The organism is Anaerotruncus sp. G3(2012) (assembly GCF_000403395.2).
GTDB lineage: Bacteria > Bacillota > Clostridia > Oscillospirales > Ruminococcaceae > Anaerotruncus.
Genome location: NZ_KE159668.1, coordinates 362,515 through 388,054, shown reverse-complemented (window position 1 = coordinate 388,054; position 25,540 = coordinate 362,515). Strand labels below are relative to the sequence as shown.

Below are 25,540 nucleotides of genomic sequence, written 5' to 3'. Positions count from 1 at the left end.
ACCGCTTTTTAGATGGATGCAGCCGCCGCAGCCGTCATGGCGTCCTCCAGAAACTGTTTGACACATTGCGGCATATAGCGGTTGCGTTTATAATAGAAGCAGATGTCCCGCCGGGCGGCTTCTCCTTCCAGCTTATAGTAGACCATGTCTGGATGGGGAAGTGTGCTCCTCACCAGCGTGTCACTGACAAACGCAGCCCCCAATCCGGCACAGGCCATATTGTAAGAGGTCAGCTGCTGGTCAAGCGTCAGGATGACGCGTGGAACAAATCCATGTTCCCGGCAGAGGGATAGGGCACGCTCATGGTTTTCGTCCCCCGGCCCCAGCAGAATAAACGGACAGTCCTGAAAAGCCTGCAGCGGTACGGCCGGGTAGCGGCGGTTGAGATAGGAGCCGGAAGCGATATTGTCGATGCTTTGCTGGAAAGCCAGAAGGTTCCCGTTCACCGGCCAGCTTTTGGGGACAGCCAGAATGATGTGTTCCTGTTGGAAAAGCTGGCGTTCGAACAGCGCTTCCGGAAAGCTGCTGTTTTCGATCACCAGATCAATCACCCCGTTCAGGAGCATCTCTTCCAAATGCCCTTCCCCGCTCTCCATCACATCGACTTCCACATAGGGGAACCGCTCCTTATACCGGGCGATCAGGGAAGGAAGCAGATAGGAAGAGATCATAGCTCCGCTGCCAATGGTCAAGCGCCCGGTTTTCAGGTTCTGGCTGTCTGCAAGATAGTGGGAGAAATTCTCCTGAATGGCCAGAATCTGTTCCACCGCGTGCAGGTATTCCTGCCCCACATCGGTGAGCTGGATGGGGGAGGTGCTGCGGTCAAAAAGCGGCGTGCCAACCTTGTCCTCCACCCTCTTGATGCTGTTGCTCAAAGCCGGTTGGGAGATATACAGTTTTTTTGCCGCGCTGGAAAAGCTCCGCTCTCTCCAGACCGCATAGACATATTCCATTCCACGAAACACAGCGTATCCCTCCCCGGAGATGTCCCTATTCCGACCCTGGTATACGGTGTATTATAACACGAACAGAATATTTCCGTCAATTTTATTCCTTCAAATAATTGTATTTTGCGTCGGGTTATGTCATAATATCGGTGGAACAAACCGCTCCGAGACCAATTCCGCAAAAGGAGATTCCGCGATGCGTGCGTATGAGCGTTTTCTGGAATATGTAAAGATCTGGACCAGCAGTGAACGATGCAGCGGGTCCGCACCGTCCTCCCTGCGGCAGTTTGATCTGGCGCATCAGTTGGCTTTTGAACTGCGGGAACTGGGGGTGGAACAGGTTGGGGTGGACAACCACTGTTTTGTCTACGGGTATCTGCCCGCTTCCGCCGGATGTGAATCCGCTCCCTGCCTGGGGCTGCTGGCCCATCTGGACACCCATCCGGACTGTCCCGGACAGAATGTCCGCCCCCAGATCATTGAACAGTATGATGGCGGGGAGGTCGTTTTGGGGGATTCGGGGCTGGTTCTGCGTCCCGCAGAGTTCCCGCATCTCCCGTCTCTGGCCGGGCAGACGCTGTTGACCTCCAGCGGGGATACCCTGCTGGGGGTGGATGATAAGGCGGGCATTGCCGAAATTCTGACCGCGCTCGAGCGGGTGACCACCGCAGACAGGGCACATGGGCCGGTCAGCGTGGTGTTTATCCCGGACGAAGAGATTGGCAGCGGAACCGCCCATTTTGATCTGGAACGGTTCGGTGCCCGATACGCCTATACCGTCGATGGATGGGCGGCCGGCGAGATTGAAACCGAGACCTTTTATGCGATACAGGCCAAAATCAGGATCCGGGGACTCGGCATCCATACGGGATATGCCAAGGGGATTATGGTAAATGCCCAGCTGCTCGCAATGGAATTTGCCCATATGCTTCCGGCGGAGGAAATCCCCGCCCGGACCGACGGTCGCGCAGGATTTTTCCATCTGCTGCGCTCCCGGGGAACCGTAGAGGAAGCCGAGCTGGTGTATAATCTGCGGGATTTCGAGCGTGATGGCATGGATCGACGAATCGGCCTGCTGCGGGAAGCCGCTCGCATATTGAACGGCCGCTATGGCCCGGATACCGTTTCGATCTCTCTGGTTGAGGAGTATGCCAACATGCGGGAAATCCTGGAACAGCATCCCCAGCTGATCGAAAAGGCCTGTACGGCCTGCCGGCTGGCTGGGGTCGAACCGGTCCTCCTGGCGGCCCGCGGCGGGACGGACGGTGCCCGGCTGAGCTTTGCCGGGGTTCCCTGTCCCAACCTTGGCATCGGCGGATGGGCGTATCATAGTCCACAGGAACATATCACAGTGGAAGCGATGGATCAGGTCAGCAGGATTTTGGAAGAGCTGATCTGCCAGTTTGGACAACCCTGAGTCTTTTAAATGGGCCCTTAGAGCCTGTTCAGCATTTAGGGGCAGTGAGGCAACGGAAGTTTGGGTTCCAGCCCAAACTTCCGGGGCGCAAGCGCCCTTCTTCGGGGGACTTCTCGGGCTTTCAGCCCGAAGCGCGCTTCGCGCGACGCCCCCTCAGTTTGCCTTACGGGCGAGGGGTCAGTGACCCCTCCCCGTAGGCCCCTCCCTTCCGGGCCGGGTGCCGCTTTTTTCCCAAAACCAAAGTTTTACTCGATTTTTTTGCTCCGGCCTAAGAGCCGGCGCTTCGCGCCGGTTGGCCTATGCACGCCGATCTTCGCGCTAAGAGCCGTTTCTTCGCAACGGTTGCGCTCCGAAACACTCGCTGCGGCTCGTAGTGCGGCGGCAGTTTTTCGGGTGAATTGCCGCGAAGCGGCAAGAGGGGGCCTTTTGCAAGAGAAAAAGCCCCCTTGCATAAAGGAATACGGAACAGGTTCTTATACTTCCTCCTGCTTTGTGCCGCCTGTACGCTCGATCTCGCAGGAAACCTGGATGTCATAGCCGCTTTTCTGAACGATCGACATCCAGTCCTCCTGATGTTTCTGGTAGAAGTCTGGGTCCTTCTGCCGGACAAGCAGCGAAAGCCCAAACAGGTCGTACCCCCATCTGCGGGAGGCATCTACTGCCTCCTGTATCTGGGATTCGACCAGCCGCTCCTGAAGCCTGGCAGCGTATGCGCGCTCCTCCTCGCCGAAGGTGAGGCCCGGAGAGAGTGCTGTCTCCTGCACCGCGCTCCGGATTTCCACTTCCATGTGGAATACAAGCAGGTCGCCCACCGCTTCGGGGACGATCTTTGCCCGATGGCTGACGGTGAGCGTGGAAACCTTCCCAAGCCGTTCGTCCCCAACGACCAGCGGCGCGCCGCGTATCCCCTTCTGCATCCAGCCGAATCCGCGTGCCGCTTCTTCTTCCATCAGAAACCCCAGATGCCCGCGGTCGAATACCGCGACGCCGGACACTTCCGCCTGTGCGGGCTTCTCCCCGGACGCTCCCTCCGATTCCGGCGTATCCGGGCTGCTCGCATCCGATTCCTCCGGATTTTCCGAGGCTTCCCCTTCGTCCGGCTGGGAATCCGGGGAAGGAGAGGTCCCGCCGCCTTTCCCTTCGACCGAAACAACCGCCAGTGTCCCCGCCAGATGGTCGCTTTCCGCCGCGTTTATCAGGTCAAGCAGGCGGCTCCGCGGGGCGCGTCCATAATGGTACGCCCCCTCCGTCATTTCGATCAGGCCTTCCGCATCCAGCCGGGGGGCCTTTTCCTGTATCCCGAGGATCTCGTTCGCGGTCCCCTCTGCGAGCAGGACGGTTGCCGAAGGGGTTATCATGCTGTTGGTATTGAGAAAATCGAGGGCCGGGGAAGCGTCCATCTGTGCGAGCGCCTGCCCCAAAACGATCAACCGGCAGTCCCCCAGAAAGAGCTGTTTGCCCTGCGAGACCGCTGCACGCGCGAGCGCATCGGTGATCGTGCGCCCTTCTTCCTCGATCACAAGCGGTTTGTCCACCGCATCCTCCCCGGAAGGCAGGTTGATCTGCATGGTCAGGCGGCAGCCGCCCGATGCAGGCAGGTCGATCCCGAGCGCGCGGACGATCCCGCGTTCGTTCAGCCGGACACTTTTCATACAGCCCCCCAGCAGGCAGGCGGAAAGAAAAGCCGCTGCAAGTTTCCTTTTTTTCATTTGATACGCCCCTTTCCGGCGGAGTTCCGCCCAAGGCTGGTGAGGAGCAGGGTTACCAGCGGCACTGCTGCGACCAGAAGTAAAAATGGCGCGGCGACCACCCAAACCTGCTCCGAGATCCGGTTCCAGAACTGCATTCCCTGCGCAGTTGCCAGAGACCAGATCCCCGAGACCGCCGCACAGCAGGCGCAGGACCTGCCAAATGCAGCACTTGGAAAAATCCGCCGCAGGCAAACTGCGGCGCAGTAGAGATACACGGTCAACCGCAGGAACGCTGCGAAAATCCACAGGGCGATGTGCAGCAGGTCAAGCCGCCCGAACCCGGAAAGCTGGGCCAGCGAGGAAAGGGTGTGCAGCGGGAAAAGCCGGGTTTTTGCGTAGTCCCCGAGAACGGTCAGCGTCAGGAACGAAAGCAGCTCATAGACCAGAATGGTCAGGACCAGCCATCCTGCGGCAACCCTGCCGCCAGCCCGGCGCGCCCTGGGGAGGAGCAGGATCAGTGCCGCCGCTTCCGCATGGTTGACTGCGGTGTAGAATATCCCTTTTCCGACTGCGGGGAGCCCGTCAAGCAGCGGGCTGGTGAGGTAAACAGGGTTGACCTCGGGCAGCAGCGCGCAGACAAAGAGGAGCAACAGGAGCAGAAGCAGTGAAAAGACCCACACGCTCATCCGGGAGAATGCCTCCAGACCGAGTGACGCGGCGTATCCGGCCGCCAGTGTCAGCAGGAGCAGGAACGCCCAGGGGGTGGAATTGGGGTAGACCGCACTGGCCATAAAAAAGGAAAAATGGCTGGTGGTAAACGCCGCCATATAGATACAAAACACCCCAAAAAGCAGCGAGACAACCAGTCCATACCCGCTGCCCAACTGAAATGCACAGCTGAGCAGGTCGGTTTGGGAGCGCCGGAGAAGCAGCAGGAACGGGATCAGCAGAATACCAACCGCAGCCCCTGCCAGCGGGATACAGAGCAGGGCCGTTGAACCGCTGGCAGCAGTCCGCGCCCGGGGGACAAAGGTGAACAGTGTGAACAGCCGGCTGATGAGCAGCAGAAAGACCAGTTGTGTGCCGGAGATCATACGCGGCTTATTCTCCATCGACATCCGCCCCTTTCAGATCGCTCCCGGTCAGGCCCTGTACCCGCAAATCCTCCTGGGAGAGGGTTTTCCAGCCCACCCGGAAGAGGACATCCCGCATCGCATAGAGTGAGAACGGCGCGGCAGGGCTGGTAGCCGGGACCCCGAGCGGGTTGACTGCGCAAAGATTTGCGAGTACCGCACAGAGCGCAAGCACGATCCCGAACAATCCCGCAACCCCGCCGATCAGGATGAACCCGAACCGCAGCAGGGTAATCGGCTCGTACAGGCTGGGGACGACAAACGAGCTGATTGCGGTCATTGCGACGAGCAGGACCATCGGCGCACCGATCAGCCCGGCGGTCACCGCCGCATCCCCGATCACCAGAGCACCCACAATACTCACCGCGTGTCCGACCGACTTGGGCATCCGCAGCCCCGCTTCCCGCATGATCTCATAGATAAAAAAGATGAGCAAAGCCTCGAACATGAGCGGCAGCGGGGTCACCGACTCGCTCTGCGCCAGCTTGAGCAGCAGGTTTTTGGGCAGCAGTTCGGGATGGAAGCTCCCAAGCCCCACATACAGCCCCGGCAGCAGGAACGAAAAGAGAAATGCCGCATATTTCAGCCAGCGGATAAAGGTGGCAAAATAGGGGCGGTGGGCATAGTCGTCGAAGCTCTGGAAATGCTCGTTAAAGAGGTATGGAACGACCAGCGCATAGGGGGTGCCATCGACCAGCAGGCCGATCCGCCCTTCCGATACCTTGGCACAGAGGGTATCCGGACGCTCGGTATAGCCCACCCCGGAAAAGATCGAAAGTGGCTTGGCATCCAGAAACGGCTGTAGATAGCCGCTCTCGAGCACCACGTCGATTTTGACCTGGGAAAGGCGGCGGCGCACCTCCTCCAGCAGTTCAGGAGAGACCGCCCCGCGCAGATAGACAAGCGCACCGTCGGTGCGGCTTTTCACCCCGAAGTTGACCATTTCAAAGGTGAGGTCAGCGGATTTGAACCGCCGCCGCACCAGCGCCAGATTGGGGCGCAGTTTTTCGATAAACCCCTCGCGGGAGCCGCGCTCGTTGGATTCGCCCGCAGGTTCCGAGACCGAGCGCCCGTCATACCCCTGAATACCGAATGCCAGTCCCGGTTCGACCCCTTCCGCCAGCAGCACCACAAAGCCCGACATGATAAACCGGGTCAGGTCGCCGTAGGTCTGGAATTCCTTCTGGTCGGGGGCGAGCAGGGACTGGTGCCGCACCCATCCGAGCAGCTTTTCGGGGGTCGGCTGGTCGAGCCGGAGTGCGGTCAGCGGTTCGGCGAATAGCTCGGCAAATACGGCGGTCGCCACCATACCCTCGCACATCACAACAGCACAGTCGATCCCGCAGACCGTAAGCTCGTTGACAATCAGGTCGCCGGTATTCCCCACCATTTCGCGCAGGTCGGCCAGGCGCTGCTGCAGCGTGGGGGCGAGTTTTCTGTCCAGCCCTGTGTCCGGCTGCGGCGGCTGGTAGGCGCTGTTTGGAACTGCTGGCCGCCGCTGAAAAATATCTGTAATCTTCATAACCATGCATCCTTTTTCAGAGATTGAGAACCTGCTTCACAGCGAATGTTTCACCAGATTTTTTGCTCCCTCCAGGTATGCCGCAAGCCTTCGGAAGGCTTTTTGGAGTCCCTGAAAAGGCGTTCAAACAGGTCCTGGGCATGTTTTTAGTATGCCGGCAACCAGTACCGAATATCCGCGAAACCTCCTGTGCAAACTAGTTTTCAGAATCGAACTGCAACAGGAGGTCAACCGTTCCCATGTTCATCGTATTTTTCCGGGTGCTGATCGTCTATATCATCATCATCGCCGGCCTGCGCCTGATGGGGAAACGTCAGCTCGGACAGCTCCAACCGTCTGAACTGGTCGTGACCATCATGGTTTCCAATATCGCAACCATGTCGATCGAGGATTCCAATGTCCCGCTGATGGGCGGCGTGATCCCGATTCTCACCCTCGTGATCTTCGATGTGATCGTGTCGGCGCTCACCCTCAAATCCAAAGCCGCCCGCCGGATCATATCAGGCACCCCGCGGGTGATTATCCGCGACGGCAAGATCGACCAGCAGGAGCTGAAAGAGCTCCGGTTTACGATCGACGATATGATGGAGCAGCTGCGCGGGAACAACATCTTTGATATCCGGGACGTCGCCTTTGCGATCGTCGAGACAACCGGCCAGCTCAGTGTCTACCAAAAGTTCGAGGCACAGCCGCTCACCGCCAAAACGCTGGGATTACAGGGCCAGCCGGCCGATTCCGCACCGCCGGTGGTCATCATCAGCGACGGTGTGGTGATCGACAGCGGCCTGCAATACTGCAACCTCCGGTACGAGTGGCTTGAAAAGACGGTGACCGACCACGGCTATAACACCAAGGACATCTTTCTGATGACCTGCAACCGGCAGGCGGATTATCTGATCGTGCCGGTGGACAAACATCCGGCAAAACGAAAGGAGGCGGGGAGATGAAGCGGCTCTGGATTGCACTTTCGGTGCTGGTGATGGTCTGGGGATTCAGCGGGGTATCGCTCTGGCACCTCACCCGCGCCGCCAACCAGATGGAAGCCACACTGGAGCAGATTTCCGAAGCGATTGACAAACAGGATGCCGCAAAGCTCAAAGAGCTGACCGCACAGTTCCAGCTTGAATGGCACCATCATGAGTCGTTCATGGTCCACTACATCCACCATGACGAGCTGGATACCCTCACTGGTGCCGTGGCGCGCCTGCCCGCGTACGCATTTTATGAGCAATATCCCGACCTTGCTGCTGAAACCGAGCGGATTCAGGAGCTGATCTGCCACATCTGGGAATCCGAAATCCCCAGCCTGAAAAATATCTTTTAACTTGACAATTTCGGGGGAATCTGGTATATTAAGGCTGAAAAAAGGATAAAGTTCTTTTGTTTATCGGGGCGCTTTCCCGGCTGTCCTCAAAATAGACAAGATCCACGAATTTTTTTCAAAAATTGGGTGGGTCTTTTTTGTTTTCCTGCCCGATGACGGAGGGATCAGTATGCATTTTTCAGAACAGGTTTGCGCGCTGATGCGGCAGGACCCAGGCGGACGCGGCCTGCCTGCCGGAATCCCGCCGCTTCCGGCGGATGCGGCCGCAGATACGCTGTTCGGTGCCGGGCGGACGCTGCTGCTCACCGGCTTTTCGATCCCCTGCGGCGGGAAAACTGGTGTGCGCGGGGAGACCGACGGCCCTTCGGGAACCGCCAACCTTGCCGCCGCACTCTCCGCGGTTGGCGGGGAGGTCTGTGTCGTCACCGATGCCGTTTCCTTTCCGCTGGTGCAGGCGGCGCTGGATCTGCGCGCACCAGAGGCAAAGCTTGTCCGGTTTCCGCAGGAACAGCCGGAACAGGCCGCAGAAGCGCTGCTTGCCAGCTTCGTGCCCACCCATCTTGTCGCGCTCGAACGCCCGGGGAAAGCGCTGGACGGCCATTTCCACAATATGCGCGGGGAACAGATCGACGCGATTGTAGCGGACACCGACCCGCTCTTCTCCCTTGCAAACCAGCGCGGGGTGGTCACCATCGGGATCGGGGATGGCGGGAACGAGCTTGGGATGGGCGGCCTGCGTCCTCTGGTCGAGCGGTCTGTGCCGAATGGTGCCGAAATCTGCGCCGCTCTCGCAGGCGACTATACCCTCGCCGCCGGGGTGTCAAACTGGTGGGGCTGGGGGCTTGCCGCGCTTCTATCGGTCCGCTGCGGCAGGCTGCTGCTCCCCTCTGTCGAGGAGGAAACCCGGATGCTGGACGCAGTCCTACAGGCCGGGGCGGTGGACGGTGCGCTTAAAAAGGCTGCCCGGTCGGTCGACGGTATCCCGCTGGATTTCCACCTGCGGCTTTTGCAGGACCTCACCGATGCGGCTGCACAGGAGCTGGCAGCTCTTGTGCCTCTTGCGTAACCCTGCGCTCCTCCCAAAAGAGAAAAACAGCCCCCGGAAACCGCTGGACAGACGGTTTCCGGGGGCTGTTTTTTCAGATGTTTTGCAGAGGCTTCCACACGGGGAACGCTCGGGCTCCCCGCCTGCCACAGCTCAGACGGTTCTGGGTTTTCCCATATCGTGCAGTTCCCGGCCCGCCAGAAAGGCCGAGAGCAGCGCGGCGACCCCGTCGGCAATCGGGCCTGCATACATCACCCCGTCGATCCCGAAAAAGCGGGGGAAGATCACGATCAACGGGAGCAGGAACAGGATCTGGCGGGTCATAGACATCAAAATCCCCATCTTTGCCTTGCCGATCGAGGTGAAAAAGTTGGCGGTCAGCGGCTGGATGCCGTTGAGAAACACCAGCATCATATAGATGCGGAAATACCGTTCCGCAAAGTGGAAATAAGCTTCGCTCCCTTCCCCAAAGATGGCGACAATCTGACGGGGGAAAATCTGAAAGCAGAGGAAAGCTGCTGTGCTGATCGCCGTGACCGCGGCTGCCGCGGTCAGATAGGTCTTTTTCACCCGCGGATAGTTTTTCGCGCCATAGTTAAACCCGCAGATCGGCTGACAGCCCTGTGCGGTGCCGATGATGAACGCCATCAGCACCACGTTGACCTTGGAGATCACGCCCACGCAGGCCAGCGGGATGTTCTGCCCGTAGTCGGACAGCGCACCATAGAAGGTCAGCGTGTTGTTCATCGTGATCTGCACCAGCGTCATCGCGAGCTGGTTAAAGCAGGCAGCCGCCCCCAGTGCGGCGATCGCCCGCATACAGTCCCCGCGCGGCCGAAGCAGCCGCCAGGTGATCCGCACCGAACGGAACCGCGGGAAATAGGAGATCGCCATGCCTGCGGAAACAGCCTGTCCGAGGACGGTCGCCAGCGCCGCGCCCGCAATCCCCATGTCCAGCCGGAAGATGAACAGCGGATCGAGGACCGTGTTCAGGAGCGCACCTGAAAGCATACAGTACATCGCATAGCGGGGGCTTCCGTCCGCGCGGATCATGTGGCTTCCTCCGGTGGTGAAGATGAGCAGCGGGATACCAAAAGCGGTGATGCCGGTGTATGACTGCGCGTAGGGGAGAACCTCTTCAGTCGCCCCGAACAGGAGCAGCAGCGGGTTGAGAAAGAGCAGGACAGCCGCAGCGAGCGCAATCCCAAAGAGCGCCAGCATCGCGATGCCGCTTCCTGCGATCTGTCCGGCGCGCTCCCGGTTTCCTCTGCCCTGTTCGAGGTTGAAATTGGATGCGGCCCCTACCCCGATCAGCAGTGCAATCGAGGTGCTGATGGTGGTCAGCGGAAATGCCACATTGGTCGCGGCATTCCCGAGCATCCCGACCCCCTGTCCAATAAAAATCTGATCGACGATGTTGTAGAGCGCGCTGACCAGAAAGCTGATGATCGACGGAACTGCAAACCGCAAAAGCAGTTTTCCGATTGGTTCATACCAGAGTGGGTTTCCCTCTACGGTACCCGCTTGTCCCATTTCATCCTCGTCCTCCTTTTTTCGATGCCCTGCGCGGGCGGGGCCGTCCGGTCAGACCAGGTTCTGTGGGGCCCCATCCAGCCAAGCCCGGATGTTTTCCGCCACGATGGCTGCCCGCTTGACCATCGACTCATGGGTCGCAAACGCGACATGCGGCGTCGCCAGCAGGTTGGGTGCGCCGAACAGCGGGTGGTCCTGCGGTACCGGCGGCTCCATCTCAAAAACATCCACCCCGGCGCCCGCGATCCTTCCCGCTTTCAGCGCATCCGCCAAGGCGGCGCTGTCCACGATCGGCCCGCGTGCGGTGTTGATCAGGACCGCTTCCGGTTTCATCAGCCCAATCAAGCGCGCATCGACCATCCCTTTGGTCTGTTCGGTCTGCGGCAGGTGGAGCGAAACGACATCACAGGTCGAGAACAGGGTGTCCAGGTCCACATAGCAGACTCCCGGCAGCTCCTTTCGGGTGCGGCTGTAGGCGTAGACCTCACATCCGAACGCGTTTGCGATCGCCGCTACCCGAGAGCCGATCGCGCCGGTCCCGACCACGCCAAACCTTTTCCCTTCCAGTTCGGGGCCGACCAGTCCATTTTTGGTGCCGCCGCTGCGCACCGCAAGGTCACAGGCTGTAATCCTCCGGTAAAGCCCGATCAACAGGCCGAACACCAGGTCGGCTACCGCTGCCGTTGAATAGCCCGCGCAGTTGCAGACGGTAATCCCCCGCTCGCGGCAGTAAGCAAGATCGACATGGTCAACCCCGGTGAATGCCACACAGATCAGTTTGAGGCTGGGGCAGTGCTCGATCACCTCACGCCGGTAGGGGAAGTTGGAGAGCACCACCGCATCCGCATCGCGGCTGCGTTCGATCAGGGCCGGGACGTCCTCCGCCCGGTCTGCGCAGGCGATCAGTTCTACCCGGTCGCCCAGTTTTTCCCGCATCATCTCCAGCAGCCGCTCCTGCGGCACGCCCAACGGCTCCAGAATGACAATTTTTTTCTTTTCCATCTGCCAGTCAACCTCCATCTAATAAATGTCCTAAGTCCATCTTAGCAGATCATTCCCGCAAATTCAACGCATTTTTCCCTTTCCTCCCTGCAAATCGTCCGACCGGTGCAGCATCCCATAACCGAAAAACAGCGGACAAATTTTTCACAGCAGGTGCGGTTCCCTGTGGAAAACATCCCCCGCACATGGAACCCGCCACTCGGCCGCCCTGCCATCCCGGTTTCAAAAAGATTGCGGGAAAGCAGTTGTATTTTCAGAAAAATTCCGTTATAATATGCGCAGCAACAAAACGGCTTTGCAGGGACAGAGTGCCCGAAGCCATACAAAAAGGAGGTGCCGCATGGCTGCATTTACGATTGTGACCGATTCCAACTCCGACCTTGTGCCCGGCTATGCTGCGGAGAATGAGATCATCGAGATGGAACTTACCTATACAATGGATGGGAAAACCTACCGCTGCAACGACCCGGCCTATACCCGTTCAGCGTTTTATAACGAGATGCGCACCGGAAAACTGCCGATTACCGCGCAGATTAACATTACGGATGTCAAAGAGCATCTGCGTCCCTGCCTGCTGGCGGGCCAGGACCTGCTCTGCGTGATGTTTTCCTCTGCCCTTTCGGGCACCTATCACAGCACCTGCCTTGCAGCGGAGGAACTGCGGGCAGAATTTCCCGAACGGGAAATCTGCGTGATCGACACCCTCAGCGCATCCCTCGGTGAAGGGATGCTGGTCATGCGTGCGGCAGAGCTGCGGGACCAGGGGATGACCCTGCGGGAGACGGACGCGGTGCTCCGCGGGGAACTGCCACAGATCGCCGCGCTCTTTACGGTGGATGACCTGCACCACCTGCACCGGGGCGGACGGGTTTCGGCGGCTACTGCGGTGGTCGGCTCCATGCTCAACATTAAGCCGATCCTGCATGTGGACGATCAGGGGCGGCTCACCGCAGTCGGCAAGGTGCGCGGACGCAAGGCCTCGCTGCTTGAGCTGGTCGATCGGATGGGCAAACAGATGGATCGGGAACGCTGCACCCGTTTTGCAATCTCGCATGGGGACTGCATTGAGGACGCACAGTTTGTCGCGAATGAGGTCTGCCGCCGCTACGGGCTGAAAAATTACAGCGTGAGTTATGTCGGCCCGACGATCGGCGCACATTCTGGTCCGGGAACGGTCGCACTCTTCTTTTTGGCGCACACCCGCTGAAAACCTGTTTCGCATTTTTGCAGCGGCCGGTGAAAAAAGCCGGCAAACTGTCCGGATACCGAAAAGTTTTTGCGGCCACCGCTGTAAATTATCGATTTTGGCTTGAAATTACAGCAGAATTTTGGTACAATAGATTCGCTTCAGGAGCGTAAGGAATGTGTGCCCAGACATGCGGGCATGCGGGTCCTGTGCGACAGAGCGCCGTGAACCATGTCAGGCGGGGAACCGAGCAGCATTAAGCGGTTGTGATGTGCGCCGCAGGTAATCTGCATGTCCGCATCTGTGGGCACACGTTTTATTTTCGAGTTTACCGGAAGGCGGTGGGAAGATGTATCAGGCATTATACCGGAAATGGCGCCCGCGGGATTTCGACGGGGTGGTTGGCCAGGACCATATCACCCTGACCCTGAAAAATGAGGTTGCGTCCGGGAAGTTTTCCCACGCCTACCTGTTCACCGGTTCCCGCGGGACCGGGAAGACCTCCTGTTCCAAGATCATCGCCAAGGCGGTCAACTGCCTGCACCCGTCGGACGGGAACCCCTGCAACGAATGCGAGGTCTGCCGCGGGATCGACGATGGTTCGGTCCTCGATGTGGCGGAGATCGACGCAGCGAGCAACAACGGGGTGGACAACATCCGGCAGCTCCGCGAGGAAGCCTATTTTATGCCGTCAGTGGCAAAATACCGGGTTTACATCCTCGACGAATGCCATATGCTCTCCCCGGGCGCGGTGAACGCCCTGCTGAAAATTCTGGAGGAACCGCCCGAACATGTCATCTTTATCCTGGCTACCACCGAAATCCACAAGGTTCTGCCGACCATCCTTTCCCGCTGCCAACGGTTCGATTTTAAGCGGATCAAATCCCGCGTGATCGCCGACCGGCTGCTCTATATCTGCGGGCAGGAGGGGCTTTCCCTCTCGGATGACGCGGCGCTGCTGATCGCCCGCCTTGCCGATGGCGGAATGCGGGACGCGCTTTCCCTGCTCGACCTCTGCGCCTCTTACAGCGGGGAGATCAGCGCGGAAACCGTGACCGAAGCAGCCGGGCTTGCCGGACAGGATTATCTGTTTGCGATTGCGGATGCGGCGATCGCAGGAAAGCCCGCCGAGGCACTCGCACAGATTCACGCGCTCAGTGAAAACTCGGTGGATTTTTCCCGGCTCTGCGAGCAGCTTGTCAACCACTACCGCAACCTGATGGTCGTCAGCACCGTAAAAGACCCGGAAGACCTGGTGCAGGCCACACCGGAAGACCTTGGGCGGCTCCAGACGCAGGCGAAAAAAGCCCGGCTCGACCGGGTGATGGATGCGATTAACCTTTTGCAGGATGCGATGGGCAGGCTCTCCCGCACCGCGTTCAAGCGGACCGAATTTGAGATGGCGGTAATCCGCCTGTGCAGCTCCAACCCGGTGTCTGCGTTGGAAGAGCGGGTCGCGCGGCTCGAACAGGCATGGAAAGATGGTGCTGTCCGCGCCGCTGTCCCCGAAGAACAGGCGGTTCCGGTGCAGAAGCCTGTCCGTACGCCCCGGACGAAACACGCATCTGCGGCCCCTCAACCGTCGGAACCTCTGCCGGAGACCGCTTCCAAACAGGAGCAGCAGCTCCCCGAGGTGGAGCCGTTCCCGAACTGGGCGGAGGTGCTTGAACAACTCCAGAAGCGAAACGGCGCCCTTTACGGCGCCATGGTCGATTCTCGGGCGTTTACCCGCGGGGAAATGATGCTGGTCGACTGCACCAGTGAGATGTTCCGGAGCCTGCTGCGTACCAGCGTAGCGGCAAAGGAGAGCCTGCGGGACGCGATTTTCGCAGTGACTGGGCAAAAATACAACCTTGGTCCGTATACCCCCGGTAAATACGCGGTTGCAGAGCAGAAACAGGAGAGCGACCCGCTCGCCGGACTGCTGAAAAAAGCGAATGAACTGGGCGTACCGGTTGAGGTCAACGAATAACATACCGGTTTTGCATCTAAGAACCCGTATTCACAACCATTCGACACCGTCTGAGCGGGTCTTTTGCCGGCCTGCCGCGTTGAAAAATCTTGCAATACACAAAGTATTGTCTGCGTTTTTTCGCCTTGCAGGGCAGCAAAATCCCTCGCCCATCCGGCATCCTCTGATTATGAATACAGGTTCTAAGAAGTTGCAGAACGGACGCCAAAAAGAAAGATTTATCAAACACAGATTCAGGAGGAAAACAGATCATGAAAGCCAGACTTCCGAAAGGGATGGGCGGTGGCCCGCAGAATATGAACGCGATGATCCGTCAGGCACAAAAGATGCAGGAGGACATGAAAACCAGACAGGAAGAGATCGAACAGATGAGCTTCAAGACCACTTCCGGCGGCGGGATGGTCGAAGTGGAGATCAGCGGCAAGAAGGAGGTCAAATCCATCCTGCTGAAGCCCGAGGTGGTCGACCCGGAGGACATCGAGATGCTGCAGGATCTGATCGTCGCAGCTGTCAATGAGGCGATCCGCACAGTGGAGGAGTATTCTGCCGCCGAGATGGATAAGATTACCGGCAGCCTGAACATCCCGGGCGTTTTTTGACCGATGGCCTACCATGTTGTGCCGCTCACAAAGCTGATCGAACAGTTTGAGCGGCTCCCTGGCATCGGGCGCAAATCCGCCCAGCGACTGGCATTCCACGTTTTAGCGATGCCCAAGGAAAAGGCGAAGCAGTTTGCCGACGCGATCCTCGAAGCACATGAAAAGATTAAGAAGTGCAAAATCTGTCAAAGCTTAACCGAGAGCGAATTGTGCCCGATCTGCGCGGATGACGCGCGTGACCGCAGCATAATCTGTGTTGTGGAGAATTCCCAGGATGTGATTGCCTTTGAGCGCACGCGGGAATACAACGGCCTTTACCATGTGCTGCATGGGCTGATTTCCCCGATGGACGGGATCGGTCCGGATCAGCTCTATATCAAGGAGCTGGTCTCGCGGCTAGGTTCGGACGAGGTGAAAGAGGTGGTCATGGCGACCAACCCCACCGTTGAAGGGGAAGCGACTGCGATGTATATTGCGCGTTTGCTCAAGCCGATGGGGGTCAAGGTCACGCGGCTGGCTTATGGCATTCCGGTCGGCGGAAATCTGGAATATGCCGACGAGGTGACCCTTTATCGCGCGCTTGAGGGAAGGAGTGAAATCTAGGAGATGTCTTTTCTGGACGGGCCGCGTGGTGCGGAGATCTGGCGGATGGTCAAATTTGGGATCACCGGCGTGGCGAACACCCTTGTCGATGCGCTGATCTATACCCTGCTGGCCGGTGCGCTGGGGATCAACGTCTATCTGGCGCAGGTCTGCGGCTATATGGCGGGAATGCTGAACAGCTATCTGGTCAACCGGAGCTGGACCTTTAAAACTTCCAGCCGGTTTTTCAGTTTTCAGATGGTCAAGTTTGTCATTTCCAACCTGCTGACCCTTGCGGTAAGCATTGGTATGCTCAAGCTGCTGATCGACTTTATGGGGTTCGGCACTATTTTTGCCAAACTGCCGACGGTCTGCGTCACCATCCTGCTGAATTTTATCCTCAGCAGGTTTTGGGTTTTCAAATAGTGCCGCTGTCTGGTATGAAACCAGGTATTCATGCATAAATCTGGAGAGGGGGAGTCTCACTTGGAAAAATTGCCGACCAAAACCATCAGCATCAACCGCAAAGCCCGCCATGAGTATTTTGTGGAGGAGAGCTTCGAGGCAGGAATCGAGCTGTTTGGCACCGAGGTAAAGTCGCTTCGCGCAGGCTCCTGCAATCTCAAGGATAGCTGGTGCGACATCAAGGACGGTGAACTGTGGATCAAACAGATGCACATTGCGCCATATGAACATGGAAATATCTTCAACCGGGATGCCTACCGGGAGCGCCGCCTCCTGATGCATAAACGGCAGATCATGAAGCTGATGGGACAGACCGCCCAGCAGGGATATACCCTGATCCCGCTTTCAATCTACTTTAAAGGCTCGCGGGTCAAGGTCCAGCTTGGGCTGTGCAAGGGCAAACAGCTCCACGATAAGCGCGCAGACATGGCAAAACGGGATGCCAAACGGGACATCGAACGTGCTCTGCGGGATAGACAACGGGGATCATTTCTGCTATAATGGTATTAGAAACGATGCGGCTTCGCCGTATCCTCATGGGGATGTAAAGGTTTCGACGGGGATCGTGAAGTACAGGCAGCGGGTAGAGGAGCATGCACCTCTTAAAAAGTATGACGTTTTCAAAATTAAACGACAACAATAATTTTGCTTTTGCAGCTTAATTAAGCTGCCGTCTGCCCGGGGAGGACCACGGCCCCGGATCAGGCGTCGATAAGTGGTGAACGGCCCGCCTGAGCGGCCTCGTAGGGCGGGATTGTATCAGGGGATACCAAACCGGAAAGCCTGTCGGGCGGCGTTCCGGTGAGGGAATCTGAAAAGACCGACTGCACCCGGAGAAGCTTGTAGGGATTGGTTTTCGGACGCGGGTTCAATTCCCGCCATCTCCACCACAAGAGAGCCAAGCGAACAGCACCACGATTTATTTCGTTGGCCCTGTGTTCGTATTGGCGATGCCGCTGCCGAAGCGGTAAAAAAGACCGTCTTAGTTTTCCAAAGAGGAAGCTAAGGCGGTCTTTTTTGCGTATAAAAACGGGATAGCGGGTCACTTTGACCGGTCCCCGCTATCCCCACCCACATCAGGGTGGCCGGGAACGCTCTGCCCCGGCTACCTTGATTGTAACAGCGCAGGGCAGAAAAATCAAGGAGGTTTGTCAAATGGAAACCATGAAAAATCAGGATTTGCAGGCTTTGGAGCAGATCGGCAGCATTCTCGCCGGCCTCGGCCCCGACAGCTACATTGCGGCGGCGCTGAAGCGGAGCTTCGGCATCCTCCAGCCTGACCGGGCCGCTTCCCAGAAAGCGCCCGCCCCGCCGGATGAATTGCAGCAAGTGCGCTTGCCGGAGCAGGTGGTTCGTGAATGGGAAACCTCCGCCGCCGATCAGCGTGAGGCCCTGCGGCATCAGCTGGCGGAAGCGGAGGCGCTGGTTGCGGCCCTGAAGGCCAAGCTGTATGATCTTACTGTTGCGGAATAATTATAGCGGGGGATGGCTCTTAATCTGAGCCATCCCCTTTGCTTTCGTTTGCGGCCTCTGCCAGCTCTGGCTCTATCAGATCCTCAATGCAGCACCCCAAGGCTTTAGCTACCTTGTTCAATTGGTAGACATCACGGGGAAGGCGTTTGCGCCTTGCCCATTGGTCTATGGTTACATACGGAATGCCGCTCTTTTGGGCCAGTTCCCGTCTGGAAATTCCCGCCTCTATGCACTTTTTGTCAATGGGGGTCATGTTTTCTGTAATCGGGATTTTCCGCATTGGCTCACCTCCCTTTTGTTCTTTATTATAATTCACTTGAATTGTTTTGTCAATCCGTCATTATGTCTATAACATAACCATTCACACGACCGATTATTTGTAACTACTGACACTTGTAATTCATTCATATGAATGGTATAATGTAATCACAGTAAAGGACAGGGAACAAACCTGAAAGCAAAACGGAGGTAGTCAAATGAAAAATCAAAAGGCTGTTGATTCTTATATCGGTTCCATCGGTGAAATCGCCACCCTGCTGGAAGACCTGAAGGGGTATGTAGTGGATAACCACATGGACATCGCCCCGGAGGATGTAAATTGGGGCCACGCCGGAAGCGCCCAGCACTTGTTGGCTCTGCTTAATGAAGCCGCCGTATTCGCTGGTATCCGGCACGAGAAATAAGGGAGGGTTTGGAAATGAAAGCGAATCTGATTGACCTGCTGAATGGGAATGGCTTCACCGAGAAGCCTGCCGAGAACGAGATTCTCCAAAGCTGCAACGGCCTGATTCTCCAGCGTGAGTGGTCGAAAGAAACCGAGGTTGTCTGGTATGGCAAAAGAACGGAGACCTTCAGCGTCCAGGTGTTCATCAACCGGAAATCCGGCATTTGCCATGTGGCTTTCTACAAAGATAGCCGGGAAATCAAAAGCCGCTGGTACGATACCATCGGAAAGCGCACCTACAATGCCATCGCTGAAACCGTCAAAAATGCCGGGTTTGAAATGTAAGGGAGGATTTGAAGATGAATCAGAAAACCGTTAGCTATCGCACCTACTCGCTGGCCCTGTCGAAGCTCCAAGCCGAGCTTGACCTTGACCGCACGATCACCGTCTATGATATGGGCAGCAATTTCGGCAACGAGCCGATTCGGTTAGGCGTAAACTGGAGCGCCATCGGAACCGTCCCAGCTTCGGAGGCTGTAGATTTCGCCCAGCGTCTTATGGATGCTGCCAAAGCCGCCGAAGGCTTCGAGTATAACGGGTATGTTGTTACTTATGGGGAGGGCTGAAAAATGGCGAGTTTGAGAAATTGTGCCAGATCCATTCGAGAAGAAGCGGCAGACGGTATCTGCTGGATCGCTCTCTGGAAGGAAGGCCGGTCGTGGAATGTTGATACTATCTGGCCGGAAGATATGCTCTACGACAAGGGCATCATGGTTTTGGAATCGGACTATCTGGAGCGGCTCCGGGAAATCGTGAAGGCCGATTCCTCTGCCATCTTGGTCAGTGGCGAATACTCCAATATCGGTTGTGCAGGGGATGGTTCTCTGCCGGATGTGCAGGTCCTGACCGATGCCCTCCGCTGGCAGTACGAGGATTGTCACCCTCTTATCACCGATTGGGAATTGAAGGAGGCGGTCTAAATGCTGACATGGGTGATTGTTGGTGCGGGGCTTCCCGATCTGAGGATTCGGGCAAGGTCTTTTGATGAAGCTCTGTCAAGGGCAAGGCTCCGGGATTCCGGGTATTGTGGCGGCTATGTGGCCGATGATGAGTAAGGAGGATATTGAATATGAAAATGATTAACAAAGCCACCGGCGAGGCTGTCTACTATAATCCGGTTCGGAAAGCCGGGAAGGATGTCTGGGTGATTCAGGGCATCGGCGGGACAGTGATCATCGGGCGGGACCGGCAGAAGAAAAAATCCCGCATCTTCACCCAGGAGGCTCAGGCGGAAGCCTACCTGAAGCGGCACGGCTTTGAGAACGAAGTGTACCGCTGAATGGCAAAGTAGAGGCGGCATCTGGTTCCCCAATACGGGGGCCACACGCCGCCTCTTTGTTTTGCCTTATACTTTCTCTACCTTTGCGGTTGCCGCCTGTCTTTTTTCCAAAGGAAAAAAGAGGCCCTTTGCGGCGCTTTGGTGTAAGTTTACCCTACAAAAATAAAAGCGCCTGTACGGGCCTCCCAGGGGCCGCACAGGCGCTTTGTGTAACAGGCGCATGGTGCGCCGCTTTTTTGTTTTTACGGAGTGTCCTTTGCGGAATCGGGGGTCAGGAAATCCGCCTTGATCCAGAGGCCGTTCCTCAGCCGGGCGCATCCCTCATGGATGGCGGTGATTGTGACCGGGGTTCCCAGGGGGAGGGTGCCGACCGGCCTCACCTCCATGAGAGGGCTGTCCGGGGCCATCCGAAGGACAGCCAGCGCCACATTGATCCTTGCGGTAAACGGGAGCGGGATTTCCTCAATGCGGGGAGCTTCCGGTTCTTCGGCGGCATCGGGAGCGCTGGAGGGAGTATCTCCCTGCGGCTCGGTATTAGAAACTTCCGGGGTTGCGGTCAGAACGGATTCCTCCGGGGACGGAGTTTCCGCCTTTGCGTTTTTCTTGCCTCGTGCCATCTCTGCTTACCTCCTATTACTTGCCGATCTGCCCCAGGGCCTCTTTGAGCTTGTCAAAGCCGAACATGGCGGCATAGGCCACGAAAAGCCCCAGCGCAATGGCCCCGGCGATCAGGTACCATGTGATGGCGATTTTGGCGATAGCGCAGACAGCGAAAAATGCCACCAGCGTCACGACCATGGAAATCCCCACCGCCAGAAAGTTGGTGGGGATTTTGTCGTAGGTAAGCCCTTTCAGAACCTGCACGATGATGTTGGTCACCACGGTCAGGATCAGGGCCGCTGTCAAGATTGCGGAGATGGCCATGGGGATGTGCTGGATGATGGTGTTCATATGATTGTCCTCCTGTCAAAATTCCTGGGGGCTTTCGCCCTCATCGTCCACATTGAAATTTGTGGCCTTTGCAGCCTCAAAGGTCACGCCGCCCTCGCGGTGGTCGCTTTTGGCCATGTTGAGATAAAAACTGCAGATCACGCCGTGCGCCGCCCAAGGGAGGCCCACCATGGCGGAGAGCCATGGAAGAGCGCCGTCAAAGCTCTTGAAAATGCAAAAGGCGGCGAGGGCCAGACCGCCGATGGTAACCGTCCAGAGGAGGCCCCGAATGTCTGCAATCAGGCGCTTGGAAAATTCCTGCTCCTGCTTGCTCTTTGCGGTTTTCCTCTTGGAACGCACAGCCCTCTTGCCTCGTGCCGGTGTCATACGGGGGTACCGGATTTTGTGGTGATGAACGCCTGGAATCCGGCGGCGGTCAGTTTCTGCATCTGCGCCTCAGCATTTGCCTTTTTGCTATAGGCCCCGACCTGCACTTTGTACAGACCATCTGCCTTGACCACATAGGTATCAAAACCTGCCGCCTTGATTTTCTTTGCATAGGCTGTTGCGTTTGCCTTGGAGGAAAAGGCCCCCGTCTGCACCCGATAGAGCGTCCCGGCGGCATCGGCGGTGGGAGCCTGCGCCCCGCCGTTCAGAGCGTCCATGTACCCCTGAACCAGCTGCTTGAATGCTTTCCAGTTCTTCAGGGCGATGTCCGGGTTGCTGCTTCCGAAGATATAAGTCGGACACCATTTCTGGTTCCTTACCGGGTTTGTGCATTGCCGGTCCACATCTGCGAAGTGTTTTCCCGCCGATTTGTTCACCCAGTAGGTATGGCTGAACAGCTTGTCAATGGTCAGCCCATGCTTCCAGAGGAGCCATGCCGCCATCCTTGCGGCGTTGTCTTTGGCCTTTTCGTCATGGGCTGCGGTATCCCCCATGATTACCTCCATGCTTATGGTGGTCATGTTGCCGCCGTCCGGGGTGCTGCCATCGCCAGCGTGCCAGCTCACCTCTGCGGAACCGACTGGATCATTGGCGCACAGGCCAGTTCCTGCTTTCAGGTTCTGCCATGCGCCGGTATCGTCCACATAGTAATGCACCCGCACCGATCCCATGTTTTCATTGTAGGTTGCGCGGGTGTACTGTTCCCCGTCATCATGTACATTGGCCAGATCCGCCGTGTTGTGGATAGTGACGCCCTGCACCTTTCCAGTGCCGCCGCTCAGGCGCTGCTGTTTTTTGTACAGGCTGCCAGCGGAGAAGCCGGCCTTTTGGGCTTTGGCCCCGTCTTTCCAGCGGATGCCATCAGGGATAATCTTTTCGCTGACGGTCACGCCGTTCATCTGAAAGACCTTGTTTGCTGTGAGTAATGCCATTTTTCTTTATCCTTCCTTTCGTTAGAGATCAGGGTGGTGGGCGCTCTTGTTCAGGTGCTTGTCCAGCATATTCAGGGCATCCTTGCAGGGGCCATCGCATCCCTGTTCGATCAGCCCCTGCAAAGCCCCACGGAGGCCATAGCACACCAGCGTCTGTTCTTCCTGAATCGCTTTGATGGCCTCGGTCTGCCTCTTGTTGCTCTCATAGACCTTATAGATGGCGATCACAGCTCCGATCAGGGCGCTCATGGCTCCGAGAAGGCTTGCGGCCTTGATGATGGTATCCACATCGATGTACATACGGTTCACCTCCCCTCTGATGGTAATTCCGGCCATTCGCCGCTGCCGATGAGCTTTTGGAAGCGGGTCTTGGTTCTTTCGATTTCATCTTCCAGAACGGAGGCATCGTGCTGGGCAAGCACCTTTTTCTGTTCCAGGATGATGCGGGCCATATCGGTGCAGATGCCACACAGTCCTTCGATGATTTGAAGGTTGCTCATGGGGTCACTCCCTTCATGGCATAACAAAAGGGAGGGCGGTTTTGCCGCTCTCCCTTTCAGGGTGCCAAATAAAAAGAAGATGGCGGAATCACCCGTCATCTTCTTCTTTGATTTTTTCGCTGTCCCGCTTCAGGAAAAACCAGCCCTCCGTCCACTCGGTGTCGCTGTACTCCCCGAAGATGGCCTTGCGGAGCTGGTAGCTGTCACAATGGGACATCAGCCCCATGTAGGAGGTGACAGTTCGCTGGGCACGGTCCAGGTCGATTTTTCCCTCTGCGTACAGGGCTTGGATGCGCTTCAGGTTGCGCTTCATCCGCAGGGCTGTCGCTTTCTTCAGCCGGATGTGGTCTGGGTATATGCGGTACTGGCAGAAGTCTATCCCGTGGGATATAGGCTGGATGAAGGATTTCTTTGGGTTCAGTTCCAGCTTCAGCTTTTCAGCCATGAATCCCTCGATCTTGCTGCGCCATTCCCGAAGCTGCGCCTTGCTATCCGAAATCATTACGATGTCATCCATGTACCGGACATACTGCTTTATCTGCAGTTTGCGCTTTGCGAAGTGATCCACCTCGTTCTGGTTGACATTCGCCAGCATCTGGTTTAAGAGGCTGCCTACGGCCAGCCCCTTATCTGCGACCATTTCATCTGGAGAAACCTCTTTGACGCCCTTCCCCGGCGGGAAGCCGAATTTCTCTCCCTCGGCGTTGACGAACATATCCATGATCCACATGAGCCATGGATCGTAGTTGCACTTGCGCCCCACCAAGTCGAGGGAAACCTGGTGATCTATTCTGTAGAAGAATTTGCTGGTATCCAGCTTTTGCAGGTAAAAGCGCTTTGCGGGTTTTCCGCTCGAATCAAGGCCAGCCGCTTTCTCGATGCGCCCATCCTGCTGCATAAAATAAAACAGGCGCTGGGCCGCTGCGTCCGATCCCCGGCCTTTGATGCAGGCATAGGAATCCTCGATATACCCCCGAACGAAAGCGGGATTGATAATCTGGTAAACTGCCCATTGCACCACCCGATGAATAAAGGCTTGCCACATAATCAGCCGGTCCACCGGGTCGTGGATCACCTTTTTGCGGTATGGCCCCGGCCTGTAGGTCATGTCGATCAAGCTCTTTTGCAGATCGTACAGGTTGTCCTCCAAATTCGCGGAGAAGGCGAGAACCTCATCCCGAAAGCGCTTGTTTCTCCGAGCGTGGAGGTAGGCTTGGTACAGGTTGTCATAGGCTGTGACCTTTTCTTTGATGTGTTTGATGGATTTCATGCCTAACTCCGAAAAAGTTTCATGTGTCACGGCTCTCGCCCGGTCTGGGCTACTGGCGGCTTCCATGAGATTTGATTTTCGCCATTCCTGGCCGGGGACAGGTCCCTTTATCCCCTCTGCACTGAAACAAAGCCCATAGGCTCTGAATATCCGGCTGTGAGGGTAAAGCGGCGCGGAAACCAACATTCCAGTTACTGTTCCCGCGCGGGTTATTCAGATTGAGCGCGAACACGCCAGCCCCGGAGGTGTTCCACCAATTGCCGCCGCGCAAAGGAAGCGCCGACCTGTTCCCAAAAAATTCATGTGTCACGGCGTTCGCCCGGCCTGTGGCCGGGTTACTAACGGCTTCCATGAGGGTTTTGTTTTTTGCCTATTTGGACGGCATGGAAACAGGCCCCTTTATCCCCTCTGCACTGACGCACAGCCCGTGAGCTTTGCGTATCTGGCTTTGAGGGTAGAGCGGCGCGGAAACCAACACCCGCAGCGGAGTGCCCGCGCGGGACAGCCAAGTAGAGCGCGAACACGCCAGCCCCGGACTGGTCGTCCCAATAGGAGCCGCCGCGCAAAGGAAGCGCCGGCCTGTTCCCAATTTCGGATAGTCCCTTTCGGCAAGGGGGCAGATCCCTTTATCCCCCATGCGCTGAAACAAAGCCCGTAAGCTCTGAATATCTGGCTGTGGGGGTGAAGCGGCGCGGAAACCAACATTGGAGTTGCTAATCCCGCGCGGGTTGTTGAAAGTCAGCGCGAACACGCCAGCCCTGGACACATTATCCCAATTGCCGCCGCGCAAAGGAAGCACTGATCTGTCCCCATGATTTTACTTTCGCTGTTTCTTTTGGCATCGGTAGCATAGCGGTCTGCCGAAATGCTCCATAGAGTATTTGTGAGCCTTTTCCGGTATCTCGGCATTGCAGTCTGCACAGTACCGCTTTTCGGCATCCGGGTTTGGCGGTTCAGCGTTTTCTCTTTGCGACCTGATCCAGCCTCCCACCATCTTGCCGATCTCGACCATCATCCCAGACCACACCTCGTATTTCTTGGGCGGCAGGTATTTCAGGTCATAGGCAATCCGAAGGTAAACCTTGAGCGCCGCTATCTCGACATCCAGTTCCTGAAGGGTGGTGCGCTTTGTGTACTTCTTGTTGGCCGCAATCGTCAGCCGCATGATTTTGTCCATGCAGTGCTTCATGTCTTGGGCCAGACTGAATTTTTGAGATTTCGGCATTTGCTCCAAGGCAGGGTATGCATAGAGGATCATGTCGTAGATTTTCTGCTGCACCAGCAGGTCTTTTTTCACCTTGATCGTTTCCTGCCCATCCGGTGCCTCTGTCAGTTCTTGATCATCCGGCATTTTCACCCTCCCCTCGATTTTTGTCTAAATATTCTACCACAAATTGCCGATAAAAACCAGCCCCCAATTTTCAAAATTTCGCGACCCCTTCGGGGTCAAAGACCCCGAAGGGGAAAACCGCCGCTACCGCGGCGGAAACCAGATCTCAAGAACCAGATTGCAGATTTTCAAAAGCGGCGCGGAAACCAACACCCGCAGCGGAGTGCCCGCGCGGGA

General features: G+C 57.1%; 32 protein-coding genes and 2 other RNA genes. 19 read left to right on the top strand and 15 right to left on the bottom strand.

The features are described from left to right. Nucleotides 1-8 precede the first annotated feature (8 nt). Nucleotides 9-965: a LysR family transcriptional regulator gene (locus C814_RS13625; RefSeq protein WP_016315928.1), complete on the bottom strand. Its 957-nt coding sequence runs from the start codon at nucleotides 963-965 to the stop codon at nucleotides 9-11. Between the two features lie 178 nt (nucleotides 966-1,143). Between C814_RS13625 and pepT the strand changes: the two genes are divergently transcribed. Continuing rightward, nucleotides 1,144-2,364: a peptidase T gene (pepT, locus tag C814_RS13620; protein ID WP_016315927.1), complete on the top strand. Its 1,221-nt coding sequence runs from the start codon at nucleotides 1,144-1,146 to the stop codon at nucleotides 2,362-2,364. Between the two features lie 473 nt (nucleotides 2,365-2,837). On the opposite strand, the gene C814_RS13615 is transcribed toward pepT, so the two are convergent. From C814_RS13615 to C814_RS13605, 3 genes are read right to left on the bottom strand one after another with little or no spacing between them, the layout of a single operon-like run. Then, nucleotides 2,838-4,073: a Ger(x)C family spore germination protein gene (locus C814_RS13615; protein WP_016315925.1), complete on the bottom strand. Its 1,236-nt coding sequence runs from the start codon at nucleotides 4,071-4,073 to the stop codon at nucleotides 2,838-2,840. After that, nucleotides 4,070-5,167, bottom strand: coding sequence for a GerAB/ArcD/ProY family transporter (locus tag C814_RS13610; protein ID WP_016315924.1), 1,098 nt, complete (start codon nucleotides 5,165-5,167; stop codon nucleotides 4,070-4,072). The genes C814_RS13615 and C814_RS13610 overlap by 4 nt, the downstream gene beginning before the upstream one ends. Beyond that, on the bottom strand, nucleotides 5,157-6,710 hold the full coding sequence (locus C814_RS13605) for a spore germination protein (protein WP_016315923.1): 1,554 nt from the start codon (nucleotides 6,708-6,710) through the stop codon (nucleotides 5,157-5,159). Before C814_RS13605 ends, C814_RS13610 begins: the two co-directional genes overlap by 11 nt. A 239-nt stretch (nucleotides 6,711-6,949) precedes the next feature. Here C814_RS13605 and C814_RS13600 point away from each other — a divergent pair, with 239 nt between their 5' ends. From C814_RS13600 to C814_RS13590, 3 genes are all read left to right on the top strand, one after another. Then, complete coding sequence (locus C814_RS13600; RefSeq protein ID WP_016315922.1) at nucleotides 6,950-7,657, top strand: DUF421 domain-containing protein; 708 nt, start codon at nucleotides 6,950-6,952, stop codon at nucleotides 7,655-7,657. Further along, nucleotides 7,654-8,034, top strand: a complete 381-nt coding sequence (locus tag C814_RS13595; protein ID WP_016315921.1) for a DUF4363 family protein — start codon at nucleotides 7,654-7,656, stop codon at nucleotides 8,032-8,034. The genes C814_RS13600 and C814_RS13595 overlap by 4 nt, the downstream gene beginning before the upstream one ends. Before the next feature lie 169 nt (nucleotides 8,035-8,203). Beyond that, on the top strand, nucleotides 8,204-9,100 hold the full coding sequence (locus C814_RS13590) for a DUF4392 domain-containing protein (protein ID WP_016315920.1): 897 nt from the start codon (nucleotides 8,204-8,206) through the stop codon (nucleotides 9,098-9,100). Nucleotides 9,101-9,232: 132 nt separating this feature from the next. Here the strand turns inward: C814_RS13590 and C814_RS13585 are convergent, their stop codons facing one another. Further along, nucleotides 9,233-10,612, bottom strand: a complete 1,380-nt coding sequence (locus C814_RS13585; RefSeq protein ID WP_016315919.1) for an MATE family efflux transporter — start codon at nucleotides 10,610-10,612, stop codon at nucleotides 9,233-9,235. 51 nt (nucleotides 10,613-10,663) lie between these two features. Beyond that, nucleotides 10,664-11,614: a 2-hydroxyacid dehydrogenase gene (locus C814_RS13580; protein WP_022788405.1), complete on the bottom strand. Its 951-nt coding sequence runs from the start codon at nucleotides 11,612-11,614 to the stop codon at nucleotides 10,664-10,666. A 340-nt stretch (nucleotides 11,615-11,954) separates the two neighbouring features. Here C814_RS13580 and C814_RS13575 point away from each other — a divergent pair, with 340 nt between their 5' ends. The 9 genes from C814_RS13575 (at nucleotide 11,955) to C814_RS13545 (ending at nucleotide 17,891) form a co-directional block, all read left to right on the top strand. Then, entirely contained in the window at nucleotides 11,955-12,821 is an 867-nt protein-coding gene (locus tag C814_RS13575) for a DegV family protein (protein ID WP_016315917.1), read from the top strand. A gap of 177 nt (nucleotides 12,822-12,998) precedes the next feature. Continuing rightward, nucleotides 12,999-13,096: signal recognition particle sRNA small type (gene ffs, locus C814_RS22970), an RNA gene on the top strand. Nucleotides 13,097-13,149: 53 nt separating this feature from the next. Further along, nucleotides 13,150-14,772 (top strand): DNA polymerase III subunit gamma/tau, encoded by a 1,623-nt coding sequence (dnaX, locus tag C814_RS13570; protein ID WP_016315916.1) that lies wholly within the window; start codon nucleotides 13,150-13,152, stop codon nucleotides 14,770-14,772. A 251-nt stretch (nucleotides 14,773-15,023) separates the two neighbouring features. Beyond that, nucleotides 15,024-15,371, top strand: a complete 348-nt coding sequence (locus C814_RS13565) for a YbaB/EbfC family nucleoid-associated protein (RefSeq protein ID WP_016315915.1) — start codon at nucleotides 15,024-15,026, stop codon at nucleotides 15,369-15,371. A 3-nt stretch (nucleotides 15,372-15,374) separates the two neighbouring features. Then, nucleotides 15,375-15,974, top strand: a complete 600-nt coding sequence (gene recR / locus C814_RS13560) for a recombination mediator RecR (RefSeq protein WP_016315914.1) — start codon at nucleotides 15,375-15,377, stop codon at nucleotides 15,972-15,974. Nucleotides 15,975-15,977: 3 nt separating this feature from the next. Further along, a complete protein-coding gene (locus C814_RS13555) occupies nucleotides 15,978-16,379 on the top strand; it encodes a GtrA family protein (RefSeq protein ID WP_016315913.1) in 402 nt (133 codons plus the stop codon). Between the two features lie 60 nt (nucleotides 16,380-16,439). Further along, nucleotides 16,440-16,919: an SsrA-binding protein SmpB gene (gene smpB, locus C814_RS13550; RefSeq protein WP_016315912.1), complete on the top strand. Its 480-nt coding sequence runs from the start codon at nucleotides 16,440-16,442 to the stop codon at nucleotides 16,917-16,919. A 37-nt stretch (nucleotides 16,920-16,956) separates the two neighbouring features. Further along, nucleotides 16,957-17,308, top strand: a transfer-messenger RNA (tmRNA) gene (gene ssrA / locus C814_RS22965). A gap of 265 nt (nucleotides 17,309-17,573) precedes the next feature. Then, the gene (locus C814_RS13545) at nucleotides 17,574-17,891 is read left to right on the top strand and encodes a hypothetical protein (RefSeq protein ID WP_016315911.1); all 318 of its coding nucleotides are present in this window, start codon (nucleotides 17,574-17,576) and stop codon (nucleotides 17,889-17,891) included. 19 nt (nucleotides 17,892-17,910) lie between these two features. Here C814_RS13545 and C814_RS13540 read toward each other — a convergent pair whose 3' ends face one another. Further along, nucleotides 17,911-18,171 carry a helix-turn-helix domain-containing protein gene (locus C814_RS13540; protein ID WP_016315910.1) on the bottom strand — a complete coding sequence of 87 codons (261 nt, stop codon included), beginning with the start codon at nucleotides 18,169-18,171 and terminating at the stop codon, nucleotides 17,911-17,913. A gap of 196 nt (nucleotides 18,172-18,367) precedes the next feature. On the opposite strand from C814_RS13540, the gene C814_RS13535 reads away from it, so the two are divergent. The 6 genes from C814_RS13535 to C814_RS13515 are packed head-to-tail and all read left to right on the top strand — an operon-like array spanning nucleotide 18,368 to nucleotide 19,894. Then, nucleotides 18,368-18,574: a hypothetical protein gene (locus tag C814_RS13535; protein ID WP_016315909.1), complete on the top strand. Its 207-nt coding sequence runs from the start codon at nucleotides 18,368-18,370 to the stop codon at nucleotides 18,572-18,574. A gap of 14 nt (nucleotides 18,575-18,588) precedes the next feature. After that, on the top strand, nucleotides 18,589-18,900 hold the full coding sequence (locus tag C814_RS13530) for a hypothetical protein (RefSeq protein WP_016315908.1): 312 nt from the start codon (nucleotides 18,589-18,591) through the stop codon (nucleotides 18,898-18,900). Between the two features lie 14 nt (nucleotides 18,901-18,914). Next, the gene (locus tag C814_RS13525) at nucleotides 18,915-19,181 is read left to right on the top strand and encodes a hypothetical protein (protein WP_016315907.1); all 267 of its coding nucleotides are present in this window, start codon (nucleotides 18,915-18,917) and stop codon (nucleotides 19,179-19,181) included. A gap of 3 nt (nucleotides 19,182-19,184) precedes the next feature. Next, nucleotides 19,185-19,535, top strand: coding sequence for a hypothetical protein (locus C814_RS13520; protein ID WP_016315906.1), 351 nt, complete (start codon nucleotides 19,185-19,187; stop codon nucleotides 19,533-19,535). Beyond that, nucleotides 19,536-19,670 carry a hypothetical protein gene (locus C814_RS24800; protein WP_016315905.1) on the top strand — a complete coding sequence of 45 codons (135 nt, stop codon included), beginning with the start codon at nucleotides 19,536-19,538 and terminating at the stop codon, nucleotides 19,668-19,670. 14 nt (nucleotides 19,671-19,684) lie between these two features. Then, nucleotides 19,685-19,894, top strand: a complete 210-nt coding sequence (locus tag C814_RS13515) for a hypothetical protein (RefSeq protein ID WP_016315904.1) — start codon at nucleotides 19,685-19,687, stop codon at nucleotides 19,892-19,894. A 242-nt stretch (nucleotides 19,895-20,136) separates the two neighbouring features. Here C814_RS13515 and C814_RS13510 read toward each other — a convergent pair whose 3' ends face one another. The 8 genes from C814_RS13510 to avd all read right to left on the bottom strand — a co-directional run bounded on the left by C814_RS13510 (nucleotide 20,137) and on the right by avd (nucleotide 25,324). Next, nucleotides 20,137-20,511: a hypothetical protein gene (locus tag C814_RS13510; RefSeq protein ID WP_016315903.1), complete on the bottom strand. Its 375-nt coding sequence runs from the start codon at nucleotides 20,509-20,511 to the stop codon at nucleotides 20,137-20,139. Between the two features lie 16 nt (nucleotides 20,512-20,527). Next, nucleotides 20,528-20,845: a hypothetical protein gene (locus C814_RS13505; protein WP_016315902.1), complete on the bottom strand. Its 318-nt coding sequence runs from the start codon at nucleotides 20,843-20,845 to the stop codon at nucleotides 20,528-20,530. A gap of 15 nt (nucleotides 20,846-20,860) precedes the next feature. Then, complete coding sequence (locus tag C814_RS13500; protein WP_022788403.1) at nucleotides 20,861-21,184, bottom strand: hypothetical protein; 324 nt, start codon at nucleotides 21,182-21,184, stop codon at nucleotides 20,861-20,863. Nucleotides 21,185-21,207: 23 nt separating this feature from the next. Continuing rightward, nucleotides 21,208-22,203: an SPOR domain-containing protein gene (locus C814_RS24560; RefSeq protein WP_016315900.1), complete on the bottom strand. Its 996-nt coding sequence runs from the start codon at nucleotides 22,201-22,203 to the stop codon at nucleotides 21,208-21,210. Between the two features lie 21 nt (nucleotides 22,204-22,224). Further along, nucleotides 22,225-22,503 (bottom strand): hypothetical protein, encoded by a 279-nt coding sequence (locus C814_RS13495; protein WP_016315899.1) that lies wholly within the window; start codon nucleotides 22,501-22,503, stop codon nucleotides 22,225-22,227. A gap of 5 nt (nucleotides 22,504-22,508) precedes the next feature. Then, nucleotides 22,509-22,703 (bottom strand): hypothetical protein, encoded by a 195-nt coding sequence (locus C814_RS13490; RefSeq protein WP_016315898.1) that lies wholly within the window; start codon nucleotides 22,701-22,703, stop codon nucleotides 22,509-22,511. An 88-nt stretch (nucleotides 22,704-22,791) separates the two neighbouring features. Further along, on the bottom strand, nucleotides 22,792-23,973 hold the full coding sequence (locus tag C814_RS13485) for an RNA-directed DNA polymerase (protein WP_016315897.1): 1,182 nt from the start codon (nucleotides 23,971-23,973) through the stop codon (nucleotides 22,792-22,794). Between the two features lie 817 nt (nucleotides 23,974-24,790). Further along, nucleotides 24,791-25,324, bottom strand: coding sequence for a diversity-generating retroelement protein Avd (gene avd, locus C814_RS22345; protein ID WP_016315896.1), 534 nt, complete (start codon nucleotides 25,322-25,324; stop codon nucleotides 24,791-24,793). Between the last annotated feature and the right edge of the window lie 216 nt (nucleotides 25,325-25,540).